Origin of the sequence: Undibacterium sp. CY21W (genome assembly GCF_014284265.1) — a bacterium.
GTDB lineage: Bacteria > Pseudomonadota > Gammaproteobacteria > Burkholderiales > Burkholderiaceae_D > Undibacterium > Undibacterium aquatile.
The window spans coordinates 216503-236251 of the sequence record NZ_JACOGE010000003.1; the positions used below are offsets into that span (position 1 = coordinate 216503).

The 19749-nt window shown below is 47.6% G+C and carries 20 protein-coding genes and 1 tRNA gene; 9 read left to right on the plus strand and 12 right to left on the minus strand.

What is annotated here, in order from left to right; translation table 11 throughout:
- Window positions 1–48 precede the first annotated feature (48 nt).
- Both glmM and H8K29_RS08970 read left to right on the plus strand, forming a co-directional pair.
- A complete protein-coding gene (glmM, locus tag H8K29_RS08965) occupies window positions 49–1386 on the plus strand; it encodes a phosphoglucosamine mutase (protein ID WP_186897305.1) in 1338 nt (445 codons plus the stop codon).
- 104 nt (window positions 1387–1490) lie between these two features.
- Window positions 1491–1567: transfer RNA gene (locus tag H8K29_RS08970), tRNA-Arg, on the plus strand.
- A gap of 198 nt (window positions 1568–1765) precedes the next feature.
- On the opposite strand, the gene H8K29_RS08975 is transcribed toward H8K29_RS08970, so the two are convergent.
- The 5 genes from H8K29_RS08975 to H8K29_RS08995 all read right to left on the minus strand — a co-directional run bounded on the left by H8K29_RS08975 (window position 1766) and on the right by H8K29_RS08995 (window position 4708).
- Window positions 1766–2566 carry a sulfite exporter TauE/SafE family protein gene (locus H8K29_RS08975; RefSeq protein ID WP_186897306.1) on the minus strand — a complete coding sequence of 267 codons (801 nt, stop codon included), beginning with the start codon at window positions 2564–2566 and terminating at the stop codon, window positions 1766–1768.
- A gap of 18 nt (window positions 2567–2584) precedes the next feature.
- A complete protein-coding gene (locus tag H8K29_RS08980) occupies window positions 2585–3445 on the minus strand; it encodes an MBL fold metallo-hydrolase (RefSeq protein ID WP_186897307.1) in 861 nt (286 codons plus the stop codon).
- Window positions 3446–3468: 23 nt separating this feature from the next.
- Entirely contained in the window at window positions 3469–3849 is a 381-nt protein-coding gene (locus tag H8K29_RS08985; RefSeq protein WP_186897308.1) for a rhodanese-like domain-containing protein, read from the minus strand.
- 186 nt (window positions 3850–4035) lie between these two features.
- The gene (locus H8K29_RS08990) at window positions 4036–4227 is read right to left on the minus strand and encodes a DUF2892 domain-containing protein (protein WP_370527155.1); all 192 of its coding nucleotides are present in this window, start codon (window positions 4225–4227) and stop codon (window positions 4036–4038) included.
- A 118-nt stretch (window positions 4228–4345) separates the two neighbouring features.
- The gene (locus H8K29_RS08995; RefSeq protein WP_223826863.1) at window positions 4346–4708 is read right to left on the minus strand and encodes a helix-turn-helix transcriptional regulator; all 363 of its coding nucleotides are present in this window, start codon (window positions 4706–4708) and stop codon (window positions 4346–4348) included.
- 126 nt (window positions 4709–4834) lie between these two features.
- On the opposite strand from H8K29_RS08995, the gene H8K29_RS09000 reads away from it, so the two are divergent.
- From H8K29_RS09000 to H8K29_RS09030, 7 genes are read left to right on the plus strand one after another with little or no spacing between them, the layout of a single operon-like run.
- Window positions 4835–5893 (plus strand): efflux RND transporter periplasmic adaptor subunit, encoded by a 1059-nt coding sequence (locus H8K29_RS09000; RefSeq protein WP_186897309.1) that lies wholly within the window; start codon window positions 4835–4837, stop codon window positions 5891–5893.
- A gap of 11 nt (window positions 5894–5904) precedes the next feature.
- Window positions 5905–9108, plus strand: a complete 3204-nt coding sequence (locus H8K29_RS09005) for an efflux RND transporter permease subunit (protein WP_186897310.1) — start codon at window positions 5905–5907, stop codon at window positions 9106–9108.
- A 10-nt stretch (window positions 9109–9118) separates the two neighbouring features.
- Window positions 9119–9328 (plus strand): DUF2892 domain-containing protein, encoded by a 210-nt coding sequence (locus H8K29_RS09010; RefSeq protein ID WP_186885438.1) that lies wholly within the window; start codon window positions 9119–9121, stop codon window positions 9326–9328.
- Window positions 9329–9363: 35 nt separating this feature from the next.
- Window positions 9364–9792 (plus strand): thioredoxin TrxC, encoded by a 429-nt coding sequence (gene trxC, locus H8K29_RS09015; RefSeq protein ID WP_186897311.1) that lies wholly within the window; start codon window positions 9364–9366, stop codon window positions 9790–9792.
- A gap of 39 nt (window positions 9793–9831) precedes the next feature.
- On the plus strand, window positions 9832–11106 hold the full coding sequence (locus H8K29_RS09020) for an NAD(P)/FAD-dependent oxidoreductase (RefSeq protein WP_186897312.1): 1275 nt from the start codon (window positions 9832–9834) through the stop codon (window positions 11104–11106).
- A gap of 13 nt (window positions 11107–11119) precedes the next feature.
- Window positions 11120–11449 (plus strand): rhodanese-like domain-containing protein, encoded by a 330-nt coding sequence (locus H8K29_RS09025; RefSeq protein WP_186885435.1) that lies wholly within the window; start codon window positions 11120–11122, stop codon window positions 11447–11449.
- Between the two features lie 6 nt (window positions 11450–11455).
- Entirely contained in the window at window positions 11456–12097 is a 642-nt protein-coding gene (locus H8K29_RS09030; protein WP_186897313.1) for a class I SAM-dependent methyltransferase, read from the plus strand.
- A gap of 124 nt (window positions 12098–12221) precedes the next feature.
- On the opposite strand, the gene H8K29_RS09035 is transcribed toward H8K29_RS09030, so the two are convergent.
- The 7 genes from H8K29_RS09035 to H8K29_RS09065 form a co-directional block, all read right to left on the minus strand.
- A complete protein-coding gene (locus H8K29_RS09035; RefSeq protein WP_186885434.1) occupies window positions 12222–12533 on the minus strand; it encodes a high-potential iron-sulfur protein in 312 nt (103 codons plus the stop codon).
- A 190-nt stretch (window positions 12534–12723) separates the two neighbouring features.
- On the minus strand, window positions 12724–13074 hold the full coding sequence (locus H8K29_RS09040; RefSeq protein ID WP_186885433.1) for a TrbG/VirB9 family P-type conjugative transfer protein: 351 nt from the start codon (window positions 13072–13074) through the stop codon (window positions 12724–12726).
- A 79-nt stretch (window positions 13075–13153) separates the two neighbouring features.
- Window positions 13154–13519 carry a hypothetical protein gene (locus H8K29_RS09045; RefSeq protein ID WP_186897314.1) on the minus strand — a complete coding sequence of 122 codons (366 nt, stop codon included), beginning with the start codon at window positions 13517–13519 and terminating at the stop codon, window positions 13154–13156.
- The gene (locus H8K29_RS09050) at window positions 13512–14027 is read right to left on the minus strand and encodes a hypothetical protein (RefSeq protein WP_186897315.1); all 516 of its coding nucleotides are present in this window, start codon (window positions 14025–14027) and stop codon (window positions 13512–13514) included. The genes H8K29_RS09045 and H8K29_RS09050 overlap by 8 nt, the downstream gene beginning before the upstream one ends.
- A gap of 5 nt (window positions 14028–14032) precedes the next feature.
- Window positions 14033–17119, minus strand: a complete 3087-nt coding sequence (locus tag H8K29_RS09055) for an efflux RND transporter permease subunit (RefSeq protein WP_186897316.1) — start codon at window positions 17117–17119, stop codon at window positions 14033–14035.
- Window positions 17109–18272, minus strand: coding sequence for an efflux RND transporter periplasmic adaptor subunit (locus H8K29_RS09060; protein ID WP_186897317.1), 1164 nt, complete (start codon window positions 18270–18272; stop codon window positions 17109–17111). The genes H8K29_RS09055 and H8K29_RS09060 overlap by 11 nt, the downstream gene beginning before the upstream one ends.
- On the minus strand, window positions 18269–19654 hold the full coding sequence (locus H8K29_RS09065) for a TolC family protein (protein WP_186897318.1): 1386 nt from the start codon (window positions 19652–19654) through the stop codon (window positions 18269–18271). Before H8K29_RS09065 ends, H8K29_RS09060 begins: the two co-directional genes overlap by 4 nt.
- Window positions 19655–19749 lie beyond the last annotated feature (95 nt).

Consider the following 19749-nt stretch of genomic DNA (forward strand, 5'->3'; position numbering starts at 1 on the left):
ATTCTGCCTGGATATTTTTAAGTAACTCCCGCAAATAAAATAAATAAAATGACTAGAAAATTTTTTGGTACGGATGGCATTCGTGGCAAAGTCGGTGTCGCACCGATTACACCTGATTTTGTTATGCGTCTTGGATACGCTGCGGGTAAAGTACTTGCTCAAAGTGGTTCTGAGTCACGACCGACGGTTTTGATCGGCAAAGATACGCGTATTTCGGGATATATGCTGGAGGCGTCTCTCGAAGCTGGATTTGCTGCTGCAGGTGTGGATCTCATGCTTTCTGGTCCTATGCCTACACCGGCGATCGCTTATCTGACAAGGGCTTTGCGTTTGTCGGCAGGGGTGGTTATCTCGGCGTCACATAATCCTTTTGACGATAATGGAATTAAGTTTTTCTCTGCCGAGGGAAACAAGTTGCCCGACGATGTTGAATTAGCGATCGAAGCCGAGCTTGAGAAGCCAATGCAAAGTGTCAGTTCTGAATATCTTGGTAAGGCACGACGCTTACGCGATGCGAATGGTCGTTATATTGAGTTTTGTAAAAGTACGTTTCCGTCAGAACTCGATTTGCGCGGATTGAAGATCGTTGTAGATTGCGCCCATGGCGCTGCGTATGATATTGCACCCCATGTGTTCCACGAATTGGGGGCGGAAGTTCTCGCTATTGGTAACGCGCCGAATGGTTTGAATATCAATGATAAAGTGGGTGCGACCGCGCCTGAGGCGCTGGCTATTGCTGTCAGAGCAAATCATGCTGATCTGGGGATTGCACTGGATGGTGACGCGGATCGCCTGGTCATGGTGGATAGACATGGAGTAATTTACGATGGTGATCAGTTATTGTATTTAATGGTATTGGACAGGCTGGCAGTTGGCCCTGTCGCTGGTGCTGTCGGCACATTAATGACTAACATGGCGGTGGAGATTGCCTTCAAAGAGCTGGGGGTCGGTTTCACCAGAGCAAAGGTCGGAGATCGCTATGTGCTTGAGCAAATGCGCGAACGCGGCTGGATACTTGGTGGTGAAGGGTCCGGACATTTATTGTGTCTGGATAAACATTCAACAGGCGACGGTATTGTGTCTGCATTGCAGGTGTTATCAGCATTGCGTCGCACCGGAAAAAATCTGGACCAATGTTTTGATAAACTCAAATTATTTCCACAGGTATTGTTGAATGTGCGTGTCAGTCCCGGATTCGACTGGCAAAAAAATTCAGCATTGGTTCAGGAAAAAATAAAAGTGGAAGCAGAGTTGGCAGGACGTGGACGTGTATTGATTCGAGCTTCCGGTACTGAGCCAGTTATACGTGTCATGGTGGAGGCCGATGACAATGAATTGGCCACGACTTGCGCGCGCCGCTTAGCTGCTTGTGTCGATAAAATCTGAATGAATTTTGATTTTAGTTGTGCAGTCATTCTTGAAACTGTGGCTGATACCATGTAGTATTCAGCCTTCAGTTTTTATCTCTTCTGATGAAGACATAAGTAAGGCTGTCCATAGCTCAGTTGGATAGAGCACGAGCCTTCTAAGCTCGGGGTCGCAGGTTCGATTCCTGCTGGGCAGGCCACAACTCCCGCATATTTTCCATTCGCTTCGGTAATTCTTTCACTCGTATAAGTCTCCGTTTGATTGCTGGTGGAAGCAATCTTCATTTGTGAAAGCTCGTTTCGGAATTCATAATTTATTTGATGATCGTGCTGCACCTTCCTCGGTGCAGTTATTGCCGATGATAAACGAAGATATCCAATCACAGACCGTCAGTTCTTCAGAGCACCAGTCCACTGCCTTTGAGCAGCATACTCACTGCAACGAATAGCACAAGCCATGCAAATAACAGTTGTATTGTTGCCTGATTGAGGCGTTTGGCGATTTGCAGTCCACCCAATAAACCAAATGTGCTGCCGATCGTGAATGGCAATGCAACTGCCCACGGCAGACTGCCATGAAGTGCGGCTGACGATACGCCGCTGATGGAGACCAGTGTGATCACGGCCAATGAGGTTGCCTGAATACTGCGTATATCGAGATGTGAGTGCCGTATCAGTGACGGGATGATGATAAATCCACCACCGACCCCGACTAAGCCACTCAAATATCCAGAAATAAAACCGGTTCCCGCGATCGCTCTTGCGCAACGCATGGTCCAGTGAAAACGTTGATTGTCCGCATTTAAACTGCATGCGACATCTTGTTCATTGCGTGAGATTTGTTTACTGCGGAATGATCGGAAAGAAATCAGCAATAAAATACATGCAAAGAGAATCAACAGCGGTTGATTAGGTATTCGCTGTGCTGAAAAAACGCCGACTGGGGCCGCCAGCATGCCGGAAATACCCATTAACACTGCAGCACGGTAGCGGACTATGCCCTTGCGCAAACCAGTGATGCTGCCGAGCGCAGCCGCAAAGCCAACGGCCATCAAACCGACGGGTGCGGCTTGTTGTACCGATAAATGGAGGCCGTAAACAAGCAGTGGAATAGAGAGCATGCCACCACCGGCGCCAGTCAACGCCAAAACAAAACCGACGACGGTGCCCAGAATGATGGTGATAAAACTCAAGTCCATAGTTGCTGTTGTTGCGTTTTACAACGCATTGATTGGTAACTTCAGATAGCTGACGCCGTTACTTTCAACGGGCGGTAATTGCCCGGCGCGTATATTTACCTGCACTGAAGGCAAAATCAGGTTGGGCATATCCAAGGTTTTATCACGTGCTTCACGCATAGTGATAAACGTGAGCTGTGAAACGCCATCGTGAACATGAATATTGTCTTTACGCTCTGCCTCTACTGTCGTTACCCATATTGGAGAGCGGTTTTCTGGTGGATAGTCGTGGCAAAGATGCAGGCGGGTATCGGCTGGAAGTTGAAAAATCTTTTGTATCGACTGATAAAGTATTGCCGCATTTCCACCGGGAAAGTCGCAACGGGCAGTGCCATAGTCTGGCATAAATAATGTGTCGCCGATAAAGGCATCTTTCCCAGTCAGGTACGTCACACAAGCTGGGGTGTGCCCCGGTGTATGTATGACGCGCACGGTTAATTCTCCGATCTGAAATTCCTCGCCATCGTGAAACAGATGATCGAATTCCTTTCCTTGCGCGCTGATGTCCTCAGCATTGAATATCTTTTTGAAAACACGCTGAACATCGCAAATGTGAGCGCCGATGGCGATTTTCCCACCGAGTTTTTTTTTCAGATAGGGTGCTGCCGATAAGTGGTCCGCATGCGCATGTGTTTCAAGCAGCCAGTCAACAGTCAACCCCGCTGCTTTCGTATACTGAATCAATTTATCTGCGTTATGGGTAGAAGTTCGTCCTGATTTAGCATCAAAATCTAAAACACTGTCGACGATTGCTGCTTTTTTTGTCAGTGGATCTGTGATGATGTGCGTGACCGTACTCGTCGCTGCATCAAAAAAGGAATCTATGATCGCTTCGTTCATATATTTTCTTTAGCGGCAAATCGTTACTCAAATGTTGGCAGTGCGGGGGAAACAATGCTTTTGCCTGACTGTATCCAGGCATCAAAACCGCCAGCAATCGATTTTACTTGTAAGTAGCCCATCTCATGTAAAGTGCTCGCTGCTAAAGCCGCGCGTCCGCTGGTTTTACAATAGACAACAATATTCAGATTGCGTGCCGACAGCTCAGGGCTGCCGCTCAGTTTAAACTCAAGTAAGCCGCGCGGAATATTGACTGCACCTTGCAAATGACCGGCTGCGTATTCATCCGGCTCGCGGACATCGAGCAGAATATCAGCTTCTTTTATTGCATGTTCAGCCTCGGCAATGGATATTTCCTGTATCTGAGATTTTGCTGCGGCAACGAGGTCATGTGCTGTTTTCATATACTTTTTCTTTTAAGAATGATTAGTGGTGTCAACATGCCAGGCTTATTTCATTGAGTCTGGATGCATTATTCTGGATAAAAGCAGGCCATACATGACAAATCTTCGCATCACTACAACTGCTTGCAAGGGTGGTGATGACCTGTCGAAATCTTGTAATGGCCTGATATCACATCATCAACGCAATTACTTTGTTTTGCAGGTACTGATGCCAAATGGCAAGTACGCTGGGCAAACACGGAAAATGCCTGTCAGCAGCGGAACAACGCCCAGCCATCCCCATGCACCGATATACCCGGCAAAGTGCGCACCTAATAAAAGTGCGCCAATAAGAATTCTGACTACCCGGTCTGCGGATCCTACGTTTATTTTCAACATGATTTACTCCTTATTTGTTTATTAGAAAAATCAGAAACACTATAGAACTATTTCAACTATCGCGAATGAACAATTAAATAGTTTTTGCTATACATTGATCTATTTAAAACAGCTTAGGTCAATTTGACTTACCTGACAGCGCCGCAGCTTGCTCTGTCAACTGAGAAGCGACGTTATGGCACACCAGATCACATAGCGCGTAGATGGAAGGATCTGCGATCTTGTAGTAAACAGAAGTTTTACGGCTTTCTCTTGTAATAATTCCATGATTTGCTAAGTTTGAAAGATGGCGGGACACATTCGCCTGAGAACAAGAGCAAATGATTGCCAGTTCCCCTACATTTTTTTCGCTCGCTCTCAACGCATTCAGTATTCGTAGGCGAGTTGGTTCTGCGAGCACAGAAAAATACTGAGCAATTTGCGTTAACGCCTGATCCGGTAAGCCCTTCAACAAGGAGCATATTTTTTCATTATTGCTCATCACCATGCTCATTTTAAATAAATGGCAAATATTTAAAACTGTATTTGCGTAACTGTGCAAATAAGTATATGATCAATTCGTGCTTAATGCAATTACTAATATTATTTTGAATGAGGAAATTGAATCATGACGGGAAAATCATGGATTTATGCTTCCCTTTTGCTTGCTCTGACAGGTATGACTGCACCGGTTCTGGTAGTCGCAGGGAATCTCACGACAGTGCCTGTACGCTCAACGAATGACGCAGTCAGTTTTGTCGCCGATGGTGTGGTGGAGGCCGTCAGGCAAACTGGTATTGCTGCGCAAATCTCCGGTGCAATTATTGATCTTCCTGTCAAAGCGGGCGATACCGTGAAAGCGGGGCAAGTGCTCGTCCGCATGGATGCAAGAGCCGCAAACCAGGAGGCGAAGGCGAGTCGGGCGCAAGTAGACGCGGCGCGCGCCAGTTTAGTTGTTGCTCAAAAAGACTATGAACGGCAAAAACAACTCTTTACTAAAAACTACATTAGTCAGGCTCAGTTAGATCGCGCCGAATCTCAATTTCAGACCGCCAGTGCGCAGGCCAATGCTCTGATCGCCCAAGCGGGCGCTTTACAAACGCAGTCTGGATTTTATGTGTTGGCCGCGCCGTATGCGGGTGTTGTTTCTGATGTTCCCGTGATGTTGGGGGATATGGCAATGCCTGGTCGTTTGTTGATGACAGTTTATGACCCCGTTGCGATGCGCGTTACCGCAACCGTTCCCCAGGAACGCGTTGCAGAGATTGCTGCTGAACAAAAAATTATTGTAGAAATTCCCGGTATGCCTGCTTCTCAGCGTTTGATTCCGGCAAACAAAGTTACCATCTTGCCGATGGTGGATGCGGCAACGCACACGGTACAGGTCAGGCTGGAATTGCCGCAAAAAATATCGGGCTTAAGTCCGGGAATGTTTGCTCGCGTCAGCCTGAAAAGCAAGCCTGTGAACAGTGATACGAATCGCTTATATGTTCCGTTAAAATCCGTGTTTCGTCGTGCTGAGCTGAGCGCTATCTATGTCGTCAATGCGCAAGGAAAGCCCATACTACGGCAGGTAAAGTTAGGTCCGGTGACAGGAACCGAGCAAGAGATACTCAGTGGCGTGTCGGCAGGTGAACACGTCGCAGCAGATCCGCTTGCTGCAGCGCGTATTGCAGCCTCCCGCTAAGGAGATTTCAGATGAATAAAATCTTGGGAGTATCCGGGCGCATCGCGGCGTTTTTTCAGACCGCGCAGATCACGCCGTTGCTGGCTTTAGTGGCATTTCTGCTGGGTTTGTTCGCCGTAATGGTGACGCCGCGGGAAGAAGAGCCGCAAATCAATGTGACGATGGCGAATGTACTGATTCCTTTTCCAGGCGCGTCAGTTAAAGACGTCGAGCAGATGGTGGCTATCCCGGCAGAACAAGTGTTGAGTCAGATCGAAAATGTCGAGCATGTGACATCGGTATCGCGCCCTGGTCTGGCGATTATGACTGTTCAGTTTGAGGTGGGTGTTCCGCGCACAGATGCCTTGGTGCGTTTGTATAACACGGTACACAGCAACCGGGATTGGTTGCCTGCCAATCTGGGCACATCTGAGCCATTGATAAAGCCCAAAGGCATTGACGATGTTCCTATCGTTTCCCTGACCCTGTGGAGCAAAAATCAGCAAACCGGCGCGTTTGATATCGAACGCGTCGCACATAGTATTGAGGCGGATTTAAAGCGGGTTAAAGGAACGCGAGAAGTCATGAGCATAGGCGGACCCGGGCGGGCGATCAATGTAGAACTGGATCCTGCAAAGCTTTCTGCCAACGGTTTGACTGTCGCCGATTTGCGGAACAGTTTACAGTCGGCCAATTCCGGTATGCCGGGTGGTGAACTGGTTGCAGGTAATCGGTCGATTCAAGTGGATGCCGGAGAATTTCTGCGCGATGCAAAGAGCATCGGTGAACTGGTAGTCGGCGTAAAGGCTGGCAAGCCTGTGTATTTACAAGATGTCGCCAAAATTGAAGACGGGGCTTTACCTGCTGCAAAATTTGTATGGCACGGTATCGCAGGTAAGGATGCCGCTGAATATCCGGCCGTCACAATTGCGATCACAAAAAAGCCGGGCCAAAATGCGGTTGATGTTGCGACTGCCGTGATTGCGCGAGCCGAAATCTTGCGTAATACCGTTATCCCTGCGGACGTTGAAATGACGATTACGCGGAACTATGGGCAGACCGCAGACGATAAAGCAAAAAAATTAATTCAAAAATTATTGTTTGCCACAGCATCTGTCGTTGCGCTGGTCTTTCTTGCTCTGGGACGTCGCGAGGCGGCGATCGTCGGTACGGCGGTGATTCTGACGCTGACGGTCACCTTGTTCGCCTCCTGGGCATGGGGATTTACTCTGAACCGAGTATCTCTGTTTGCCCTGATTTTCTCTATCGGGATACTGGTGGACGACGCGATTGTGGTCGTTGAGAACATCCACCGTCATCAGGCCTTATTCCCCGGAAAGACTTTGCAGGAAATCATTCCAGGGGCAGTCGATGAAGTGGGTGGGCCGACCATTCTGGCGACGCTGACCGTGATCGCTGCTTTGTTGCCTATGGCCTTTGTCACGGGCTTGATGGGCCCCTACATGAGTCCTATACCGATCAATGCGAGCATGGGAATGTTGCTGTCTTTAGCTATCGCCTTCGTCGTCACGCCCTGGCTCGCAAGATTGTGGATGAAGGAGGGATATCACGGTGGCGATGGTATCGCGGCAAAACTGGCACCGGTATTCAGTCAAGCCTTCAGGCCGTTTCTTGAGGAAAAAAACGGCGCAAGTAACCGACGTAAATTAGGTCTTGGCGTTGCGATTCTGATTGCTCTTTCCATCTTGTTGCCGGTACTGGGGTTCGTGCAATTGAAGATGCTGCCTTTCGATAATAAATCCGAATTTCAGATTGTCGTGGATATGCCGGCGGGCACGCCCGTTGAAAAAACGGCGGCTGTATTGCACGAGCTCGGATCGTATTTACAAACAGTACCGGAAGTCACCGATTATCAAGCCTATGCGGGTACGGCTGCACCGATTAATTTTAATGGGCTGGTGCGCCAATACTATTTACGTGCAGCCGATGAGCTAGGCGATATTCAGGTTAATCTCGCTGATAAACATCATCGCACTGAAAAAAGTCATGTCATCGCAACCCGCGTCAGACCGGCGTTGCAGGAAATTGGCAAGCGTTATTCTGCGAACGTAAAAATAATCGAAGTGCCGCCTGGTCCGCCTGTGCTGGCGCCGATTGTCGCTGAAATTTACGGCCCCAGTGACGAGGGGCGCAGGCAAGTTGCGAAGTCTGTTCGTACTATCTTTGAAAGGACGAAAGGAGTGGTCGATGTTGATGACACGAGTATCGTTGACGCCCCACGAAAAATCATTCTGATCGACAAACGCAAGGCGTCGCAGCTCGGTGTTTCGCAAACGACGATCGTGACCACGTTGCGTGCTGGCCTTGCCGGTGATGCTGCAAGCTATCTTCACGATGAAAGTAAATATCCTGCATCAGTCAATCTGCATTTGCCTGTCAGCGATCAAGGCAATATTGATCAGTTGCTCTCGTTAGGCGTGAAAAATGCACAGGGCAATATTGTTCCGATACGCGAACTGGTGACGATCTCCGATACGGTAAGAGAGCAGCCGATCTATCATAAAGATGGGGCCGCCGTGAATTATGTGACTGGCGACATGGCCGGTGCCATCGATAGCCCGCTGTACGGCATGTTCGCGATGCGTTCTGACATTGCTAAAGTGCAGACACCAGGCGGTGCTGCGATAGACGAGTACTTTATCAGTACACCAGCAGACACTTATCGCGGCTTCAGCCTGAAGTGGGATGGTGAATGGCAGGTGACTTATGAGACTTTCCGTGACATGGGCGTAGCCTATGCTGTCGGACTGGTGCTGATTTACCTATTGGTGGTCGCGCAATTCGGCTCTTATCTGACACCGCTGATTATCATGGCACCGATCCCGCTCACCATCATTGGCGTCATGCCAGGGCACGCGCTGCTTGGTGCTCAATATACCGCCACCAGCATGATAGGCATGATCGCGCTGGCCGGCATTATTGTGCGTAACTCCATCCTTCTGGTTGATTTTATTCATGTACAGGTTGCAGCGGGAATGGCGTTTAAAGACGCAGTGGTCAGTTCTGCCATCACCCGTGCTCAACCGATTGCACTGACGGGTCTGGCCGCAATGATGGGCGCGTTTTTTATTCTCGATGATCCTATTTTTAACGGACTCGCCATCTCGCTGATTTTCGGTATTTTTGTTTCAACATTGCTGACCCTCGTGATCATTCCATTGCTGTATTTCACGGCGTATCAGCATCAATATCCATCGCAAACTCAATCACAGTAAGGAGCTTCTTATGAACAGCTGGCAAGTAGTACGCGTTATTGCAGGGTTTTTCATCCTGTTAAGTCTGGCGTTGGGAATTCCCGGTAGCCCCATTTTCGTTAATCAGTGGTGGCTGGCTTTTACAGCATTTGTCGGTATTAACTTATTTCAGAGCGGCCTGACCAAATGGTGTCTGATGGAAAGCATCGTTCGCAAACTCGGCATCAAAGCAGGTAACTGAACATGCGATCACATTAATCAGATAAGGAGATTGTCATGCACCTGGTTTGCCCTGTATGCGGTGCTACGAATCGTGTCGCAGATGAACGCTTATTTCAGCATCCAGTCTGCGGCAAGTGCGGTGCAGATCTGATGGCGGCTGAACCTGTGCCAATCAGTGAGCAGGCTTTGGTTAAGTTCATCGAAAAGACGGAGTTACCGGTATTGATTGATTTCTGGGCAGAGTGGTGTGGCCCTTGCCGGGCGATGGCACCACAATTTGCTGAAGCCGCGAGAAATGCATCAGATATTCGTTTTATAAAAGTGGATAGCGATGCGGCACCGATGGTCAGTCAACGCTATGGCATTCGTAGTATTCCGACTTTGCTACTGATGTATCAGGGGCGGGAAATCGGACGGCAGAGCGGAGTGATGCCCGCTTCGCAAATAGTTGCATGGGTGCGCAGCATATTACCGAAGAAGTAATCAGCGCAAATTGATGAACGATACACAGGAGGAGACAGCATGGCACATATCGTTATATTGGGAGCGGGCACCGGCGGCATGCCGGCAGCTTATGAATTGCGGGAAAAACTGGATACGTCGCATCGCATTACCGTGATTAATGCAGTTGATTATTTTCAGTTCGTACCTTCAAATCCCTGGGTGGCTGTTGGTTGGCGTCAGCGAGAGGCAATTACATTTCAGATTCGTCCCTATCTTGAAAAGAAAGGCATAGAATTTATTGCACAAGCTGTTGTGCGTATTGATCCTGAAAAAAACTCACTGATCGTCAATGATGGCACTGTTGTTGAATATGATTTTTTAGTGATTACCACCGGGCCAAAGTTGGCATTTGATGAAGTGCCAGGCGCGGGTCCAGTGAATGGATTTACTCAGTCTATTTGTTCTGTCGATCATGCAGAACATGCTTACCAGGCATATCAAAAATTTTTAGAAGATCCCGGGCACGCGATTATTGGTGCGATGCCGGGTGCATCGTGTTTCGGTCCTGCCTATGAATTTGCATTTATTTTCAATAAAGATCTGAAGAAGCGCAAATTACGCAATAAAGTTCCAATGACCTACGTGACCAGCGAACCTTACATCGGTCATCTCGGACTTGGTGGCGTGGGTGACTCCAAGTCGATGTTGGAAAGCGAGTTTCGTCATCACGATATTAAGTGGATTTGTAATGCAAAGACTACCCGCGTTGAGGATGGAAAAATGTTTGTCAGCGAGATGGACGACATGGGCAATCTCAAAAAAGAGCATGAGCTACCGTTTAAATACAGCATGATGTTGCCAGCGTTTCGCGGCGTTGATCCCGTTGCTGCTGTTGAAGGTTTATGTAATCCGCGCGGTTTCGTTCTCATCGACGAAAATCAGCGAAGTAAAAAGTATCCAAATATTTTTTCTGCCGGTGTGTGTGTCGCTATTCCACCGGTAGAAGTGACACCGGTGGCCACAGGCGCACCTAAAACAGGATACATGATAGAGAGCATGATTACCGCGATTGTGCATAATATCGAGGCTGATCTGGCTGGTACTCCAGCGACAGCCAAAGGCTCATGGAACGCGATTTGTCTTGCTGATATGGGCAATACCGGAGCGGCTTTCGTTGCTTTGCCGCAGATACCCCCACGGAATGTAGCCTGGTTTAAAAAGGGACAATGGGTGCATTTGGCCAAAATCGCTTTTGAAAAATATTTCCTGCATAAAATGAAAGCAGGAACCTCTGAGCCGATTTATGAAAAGTATGTCTTGAAGCTTTTAGGCATAGAACGTTTGGATAAATAAAATAGGTAAAACAATGAGTTTGTTAGGAAAATTAATTGGAGCATTTGCCGGAACCGAGCAGGAATTACCGGCAAATGCGATATTGATCGACGTCCGTTCTTCAGGTGAATATCAAGCCGGATACATAGCTGGTGCTGTTTCTTTACCATTGGGGGAGGTAGGTGACCGTATTCACAGTGTTGTGCCAGACAAGGACGCACCCGTCATCGTCTATTGCCAGTCGGGTGCCCGTTCTGCCTCTGCAAAAAACATCCTGTCGAACATAGGCTATACCAATGTCGCCAATGGCGGCGGGGTTGGTAGTCTGGCGCTCCGTTTACAAAAGCAAATTTGCCGTTTGTAATCCACCATGACAACACAAATAACTGCCCGCCGATTCAGCAATCCTGAGGAAACCTGGAGCAAACGATTTTCTTGCGATGAATATATTTTTGGAACTGAATCCAATCATTTCCTGATTCACTGCCAAGACGCGCTCCATTCCGGTATGCGTGCGCTGGTTGTTGCAGACGGGGAAGGGCGTAATAGCGTCTGGCTGGCAGAGCAAGGTTTGATCACAACAGCGTTTGATATTTCACCTGTCGGCGTGAATAAAGCAAGGAAGTTGGCGCAACAAAAAAATGTTGACGTGAATTTTGTCGTTGCTGACTGTGATCACTTTGATTGGACGCCAGCGTATTACGATGCGGTCGTCGCGATTTTTGTTCAATTTTCTGATCCGGAAATGAGAGCGCGGATGTTTTCGAATATGATCCGTGCACTAAAACCGGGTGGTGTTCTGATTCTTCAGGGATACAGTCCAGCGCAGCTTGAATACAAGACCGGCGGCCCTCAGGATATTGCCCACCTTTACACAGAAGAATTACTGCGTGGTTCTTTTTCTTCGCTGGATATTCGCGAATTGCGTTTTTACGAAGAAGTATTGAATGAAGGAACGCAACATGCCGGTAGATCAGCTTTGGTTGGTATGCTGGCTTATAAACCTGAATAAAACAGACTGTTTAAGCAGATGTTGATTGACGCAGAGAATCCAACCATAAATCGCAGTCAACTATAACTGTGGTTATGGCAAGTTTCCGCTGCAGAAGCCGGAAACTTGCTAAATTCAGACGAACTTACGCTTTCTTCGCCCAGGCTGCACACCAGCCTTTGCCATTAACCAGTTTGTTACCCATGGCACCGCAGGCACCCCAGCTGTCAGTTGCTTTACCTTGATACAACATGCAGTTAGAGCAGGTTTTTCCAGCCGCATAGGCAGGGAATTTTTTAGCATCGACTTTCGTCGCATCGTTTTTATAGCCCAATGCAGTTGCGGCAGCATCAGTTTCTGCGATTTTTTGTGCTTGCGCCTGTGTGAGTCCGCTGGCTGAAATTGTCAGTGCAACGACTGGAATAGTTTTGAAAATGAATTGGCGACGTGACGTCATGGCAATGTCCTTTGGCTGGTTCATAGAAAATAAAATTGAAACTACTTTTCTAAGTCTATGCTTTCTATCAAAGTCAGATGTGAGTTGTATCAATAAAAGATTGAAATTTGTTTTTCTTATGCTTTTATTTTTAACTTTTTATCTGAAACATGGTGTCCGGTGAGTCAATCTTTACGTCAATTTCAGATCATCAGTTTTTAGCTTTTTCTTTAAAAATCCCGACAGCACGCTCGCCCGCATGGCGTAAAACGATATGACTGAATTTCGCTGGGACAATTAATGTTTTGCCTTCAGAATCAAAGTTAAATTTTGATTCTGTACCGGCTGAATCAATAGAAAATATTTCAGGTGTCAAAGTAGCGGTTTTTAACTTTATCAAGACATCTTCATTGACTTGACTGACTTCGACAGGATACAGATTGCTATCTGCATCACCTTCGATTTTGTAGACGAAGTTTTCATGTTCTCTGACTGCTTTCTGACATGCTGAGGTAAAAGCCAGCATGCAAGCCAAAGCAATAATTTTCAGTATTTTCTTCAATTGTTTACTCCGCTATCTGTCGTTTAAATTTTACTACTCTAATCCATCGTGGCGAAACAGATGAAATCTGAGCTCGTTTTTATTTTTCCTGAAGAACCTGAACAAATTTTGAAATTTTTCCTTCACTACATTTTTCCGGGATTATTTCAATTTCATCCCCTGCTTTGACTTCGGTATCTTTAGGAACTTCGGTGATCGTCGTGACAAATTTTCTTATGTGGCGATAATGAACTTTAACGAAATGCCGATTTTTAATGTCATCGTCGGTCAAAGAATCAAGACATGGCAGTATGGCGTCCTCGGGAGGTTTTGTGCTGATAATTGACAGTACCCAGGCACGGCGAGCGCCTTGATCCCAATGTATATCCGTTGCGAATGCAGAGCTGAATATTCCAGCCATGCAGAAAAAGAAAATGAACAGTTGGTGGCTTAAGTGTTTATTCATGATCGATTTTTGCCAGATGCAGCTGGGCTAACAATTGTTGAGTCTCGGATTTGCTTATCGTTGAAATATGTTCATTCCTTTGATTAAAGTAAATGCCGAGATTCACTTTGTAAAAATAGGCTACTCCGGCTTTAAACTCCCGTTCTATCTGATCACCGCCGAATGTCGCTGAGCCTAACTGATGTTTGCCAGGTGAAACTTCAAATGCGATGAAGGTATCTGGAGCAAGAGTTGTAATTTTTTTCTGATCGAGACTAACCCTGGTGGGCAATTGTGCCGCGACGAATCCTGTGCGAATGAGATACAGTTTTGCCTTTTCTGCTGTGGGTAAATGCAATTCCTTTGCTTGCATTTCGTCGGCATCGTCAGCCATAGGAACGGAGATGCATTCGCGCCACGAACCAAATATCTTGCATGGGGCGGTTTTATTTGCACTATGTACCGGCAAGATGGATACACAATACAGGCAGATAAAAACGCTGAAAGAATGGAGCAGGGATATCTTCATTTACTTTACTCTTCCTCTCGTGCTTTATCTTTGAAGAGAGAATAGCTCAGCGGCAACAACAGTAAAGTGAAAATAGTTGCCGTAATAATTCCCCCAACAATCACAACCGCAAATGGTCGCTGTGTTTCCGAGCCGATTCCGTGTGACAGTGCGGCAGGCAATAACCCCAGACCTGCCATCAAGGCTGTCATCAGAATAGGGCGCAAACGGGCAACGGCACCTTCAATCGCGCTAGGGAAAGTAATATCTTTCTTTCTTTCGAAATCAAGAATTTGTTCCAGCATGATGACGCCGTTTTGCACAGAAATACCTGCAACGGCAATAAAGCCGACCGCAGCGGATACTGAAAAGTGCAAGCCTGCGACCGCGAGGCCAGCGATGCCACCGACCATGGTAAATGGCACCATGACCAGTACAAGTAAGGCCATTCTGATTGATCTGAACGCCCAGAATAGCAAGGCGAAAATCAGGAAAATAGTCACTGGAACAATGATTGCCAGACGTTTCACTGCACGCTGTTGATTTTCAAACTGACCGCCCCAGGTCACAAAATAACCAGGAGGTAAATTCACTTGTTCACTGACTTTCTTTTGTGCTTCGGCGACAAAACTACCCTGATCTCTGCCCAGTAAGTTTGCTTTCACAGAGGCATTACGACCGCCAGCTTCACGGCTGATGCGACCGGCACCTTGTTTCAGAAATATTCTGGCAATATCCGCCAGATCTATGGTTCCAGCTCCGTTCGGCAAATTGACTTGCAGGGCGCCTATGCTGTCAATGGAGTTGCGATAAGCTGCTTTCAGTCGAACGGTAATATCAAACCGTTTATCACCCTCAAAAAAAGTATTCACTGGATAATCCGCGAGCGCAGTCTGAATCGCGTTATTCACATCGACGACATTAATACCTAATCGCGCAATTTTTTCGCGATCTATCACGATATTGAGTTCAGTTTGCCCGCCGATTTTGACTGCATCGACATCGGCTGCACCTTCTATGCTGCGTAAGATGTTGGCAATCTGTTCGCTTTTCTGGGTCAGAACATCAAGATCCGGACCGAAGATTTTGATGGCAATTTCTCCTTTGACGCCGGATAAAGACTCTTCAACACTGTCTTGGATCACCTGCGAAAAATTGGTCGGAACTCCAGGTAAGACGCCGATTTTGGCAGTCATATTGGCAATCAGACTCTCTTTATCTTTAAATTTCCATTCACTGTGCGGTTTCAGTTCGGCGAGAATTTCCATGTTGTTCGGACCTTTCGGGTCCGTACCATCATCAGGTCTGCCAACGTGAGCCACAACGGATTTTACTTCCGGATAGCTCAGTAAAATGGATCGCACCTGACGCTCAATATTTTTGGTTTTTTCTAAAGCAGTGGATGGCGGCAGGCTGATGGTCAGCCAGATATTTCCCTCATCCAGTTTAGGAAGAAATTCGCTGCCCAGTTGGGGCGCGAGACCCAATGTAATGATAAGAATTAATGTCGAGACAAAAATGACGCCATGTTTTTTCTTTGTCGCAGACTGCAACAATTCCCGGTAGAACTGTTGCGCTTTCTCCATCCACTGACTATGTCGCTCAGCAAGGCTGTGCTTTTTCATTGTCAGAGTCAACAAAGTAGGAATCAGGGTGATCGTCAGAATCAAGGCGCCGAGCATGGCAAAACTTAAGGTCAGCGCGACTGGCGAGAATATTTTTCCTTCCACTCGTTGAAACGTGAAGATGGGAATGAACGCCAGAATAATGATGGCTTTGGCGAACAGGATGGGATGGCCCATTTCAACGACGGTATCTTTGAGAACATGTTTTCTCCATAGAAACAGATTCCCATGTTCTTCATTATGCTTGAGTGCCAGTCTCACCATTAATGCTTCAACCAACACGACAGCACTGTCGATAATGATGCCGAAATCAACAGCGCCCAGTGAGATCAGATTGGCCGGAATCCCTCGCAGATCAAGCATGATAAAGGCGCACATCAGCGATAAGGGAATCACCGTGACGACAATCAGGGCCGCGCGCCAGTTGCGCAGAAATACGATCAGAATCGCGACAACCAACACGGCGCCAACGACCAGATTCTCAAAGACTGTCATGATCGTGTGATGCAATAAATCAGTGCGATCATAAATCGGGCGTATCTTCACGCCTTGAGGTAATTTGGCATTAACGATGTCTATTTTTTTCTTTAATTCTTCAATGATCTTTGCGGCATTACCGCCTTTGGTCATTTGTACGATGCCAAGAACATAGCTGTCACCCTGGTTATACGAGACGATTCCAGAGCGGGGGCGATGCGTAATTTCTACGTCTGCCACGTCGGATACCAACACAGTTTTTCCATTCTTTGCATTGATAATGACGCGACCGATATCTTCTTTCTTTTCAAACAGACCCTGACCACGGACAACCAGCGCTTCATCGCCACGGCGTATCGTGCCGCCACCGACATTGCTGCTGTTGTTGGTCAGTGCCTGACTGACCTGATCGAGTGTGACACCGTAACGTTTTAAGGCATTCGGATCGACCTGTACCTGATATTCTTTGACCGTGCCGCCAAAACTGACCACATCGGCGACGCCAGATACGATCCGTAATTCCGGACGTATCGTCCAGTCTTGTAAACTGCGCGCATCATTTTCAGACATGTCCTTGGGAACTTCCAGCACATACCGATAGATTTCACCAACGGCTGTCGTCAGCGGTGCAATTGTTGCCTGTACGCCTGAGGGCAATGTGACGCCTTGCAGTCTTTCGAGTACCTGTTGGCGCGCGAAATAGTCGTCGGTGCCATCTTTAAATGTGATGGTCACCACCGACAGGCCTGTAATTGAAACGGAGCGCAATTGCGTCTGCCCGGGAACGCCGCTCATTTCGCGTTCTATCGGTAATGTCACTGCACGTTCAACTTCTTCGGCCGCCTGTCCCTGGAATTGCGTGACTATCTGTACTTGTACATCCTGCACATCTGGAAACGCTTCAATCGGCAAATTGCTCATAGCGCGATAGCCGAAGAAAATTAAGGCGACCGTCAGGACTAAAACAAAAACGCGCTGCGTCAGAACAAAATCAACGAATTTATTGAGCATGTGATGCAACCTCTGAGTTGAGTAACAGAGCGCCTTCTTCAACGATACGTTGCTTGTTGTTCAGTGCAGCATTCGATGCCACATCGGCATAACTGACATCGCGGTCTTTGCGCACAATGTTGACTTTTTGTTTTTGAAACTCACCTTCGCGTTTTTCCAGGAAAACATAGTTATACAGACCTTCAACGATCAGGGCAGCATTCGGTATACGAAACGCTTTCTTATCGCTATCGGCCAGAAACGACACGCGGGCAAACATTTCCGGACGGAGTTTCCCGTCTTTGTTATTTAATATCCCCCTGATTTGTATCCGGCGTGTGGTCGGATCAAGCGCTAAACCAACACGATCAACAAGTGCATCAAAAATCTGATCGGGATAAGCGTCAAATTCAAGCTGAATCTTTTGTCCGTTCTTGATGTTGCCTATATACCGTTCAGGGACATCAACGAGCACCCACAATCGGTTTAAATCCGTTATCGTCAACAATGGAGCCGCGGCATCGGGGCGTACTTCCAGACCTGGGTTAATTTGCTTATCTGTCACCAGCCCGCTGATCGGGGCTTTCAGAATGAATTTTCCATTTTCGCTGCCTTGTGCATTCAGGTTGCGCATACGCAAGCCGGCGCGTTTTGTTTCTGCTGCAGCCTGCAGATAATCAGCTTCGGCAGATTCAACATCCTTACGCGCAATCACTTCTTGCTCGAGTAATTTTTGCGCCCGATCCAGATTTAATTTTTTGCGCTGCTGATCAGCTTTGGCTTTTGCGAAGTCGGCGTCTGCCGTTGCCATATCCGGCGAGTCCAGTATCAGAAGCGGAGTATCTTTCTTAACGTAATCGCCAATCTCGACAGTGGAGCGGATGACGCGTCCTGCAACAGGCGAGCTGACGCGGCTAGTGACGTTCTCGTTGTAAGCGAGTTTGCCATTCATCGTGTCCGCGATGGGCAAGCTGACTTCGCTGATGGGTGCTAATTTGATTGAAGCAAGTTGCGGTGCATTTGCCGGATAGCTTATTTTTCCGATTTCCGCTTTTACTGTCTGCGGAGTGTCTGTCTTTTTCTCAGTCGCGGTGACCAGTTTTGCGGAGTAGATTACAGTGATGCCAGCGAAAGCGAGCGCGATAAGTACAACAGGGATTTGACGTAATTTCATTTGTGTTCCAATTCTTCCAGGCTGATACGCAGTGTCATGCTGGCTTTCGCCAGATCAGCTTTGGCGTTGATCGTATCTAACTCGATTGACCTATAAGTGCGGCGCGCATCCAATACATCCATGACGGGGACGGCGCCATTTTTAAAGGCGAATTCAGTCGCCTCTGCTGATTTACGAGCCGCCGGAAGTAATTCATTTTGAAAGCGCGCCAGCAGTGTTTTTGATGTTTGCAGCGATTCAAATTGCAGGCTCAATTCGTTGCGTGCGGCATCGATGGTTTTTGCTAAGTTTTCTTGCGCCGCATCGACGGCGACTTCCGCAGCGCGGATTTCTCCCTGAAATTCGTAGCGACTGAACAAGGGGATTTGTATGGAAATGCCATAGCTATTTCCGGAACCCAGTTGATTGGCGGGGCTGGTTGGATAATGCTCGAATTGCAGGCCAACAGTGACATCACGTGTCCTTGCTGCGAGGGCTAATTTCCGTGCCGCCAGCGCAGCGTCCAGTCGGGCTTTCGCCGCCGCAACGTCCGTGCGTTTCTGAATTAATTCGTCGGAAAGAACGCTTGCAGGCAACGCATCTTCAGTGTGCCAGTCATCCATGACCTGTATCGACATGGGCGGAGCTTTGATTCCTATGAGTAAGGCCAGAGCACTTTGAGCACGTTTAAGTTCACTGGCTGACTGCAGCAGATCATTTTCTGCCCGCAACGCATCCACACGTACCCGGGCAACATCGGCACCGGCAATATCCCCTGATTTTTTGCGCTTATCCGCCGCGTTTAAGGTCGCCTGATAAGAATCAGAATTTTCTTTACTGATACGTAATTTGTGTTGTGCTGCCGCCAGATCAAAATAAGCCGCACCGATCATTTGTTTTAATTGACGCTCTGTGTCGTTAAAGTCCAGCCGACTGGCCTTTTCAAGATGCGTCGCAGCTTCAAGCCGTAATTCACGCTTGCCACCGCGTTCGACAAGCTGATCAATTCTGAGGGTGCTATCGACGGTTTTATTTTTCAGCGAACCTGGACCTATACCTAGTCTGGGATTGATCCCGCTGGTTTGAATTGTCAGATTTGGGTTGGGGGCTGCGCCAGCGATTGTCGTTGCCGCCTCTGCATTGGCGACATTGGTTTTTCCAAGCTTCAAATCATGGTTGTATTGACGTGCTAACTGAATTGCACGTTCCAGACTGAGTGGCGATAAGACCGCTTCCGGAATGTTTCCGGAAATGTCGGTATTGTTATTTGCCTTGTTTGATTGGTTCTGAACTGGTTCAATGAGTGACTGAGCATAGCTATGTATTGCTGAGCTACATGCTGCGGCAATGGCTATCCTGACGACCCAATTAAACTTTGCCAGTGTAGGGCAAGGTTTAGTCATTTTTATCCTGCATGATGGGAGTAATACGTTGCCCCATTATGCAAATGCAAACTGTCAAAAACATGACAGTTTGCTGACAAAATCCTGACAAGTAA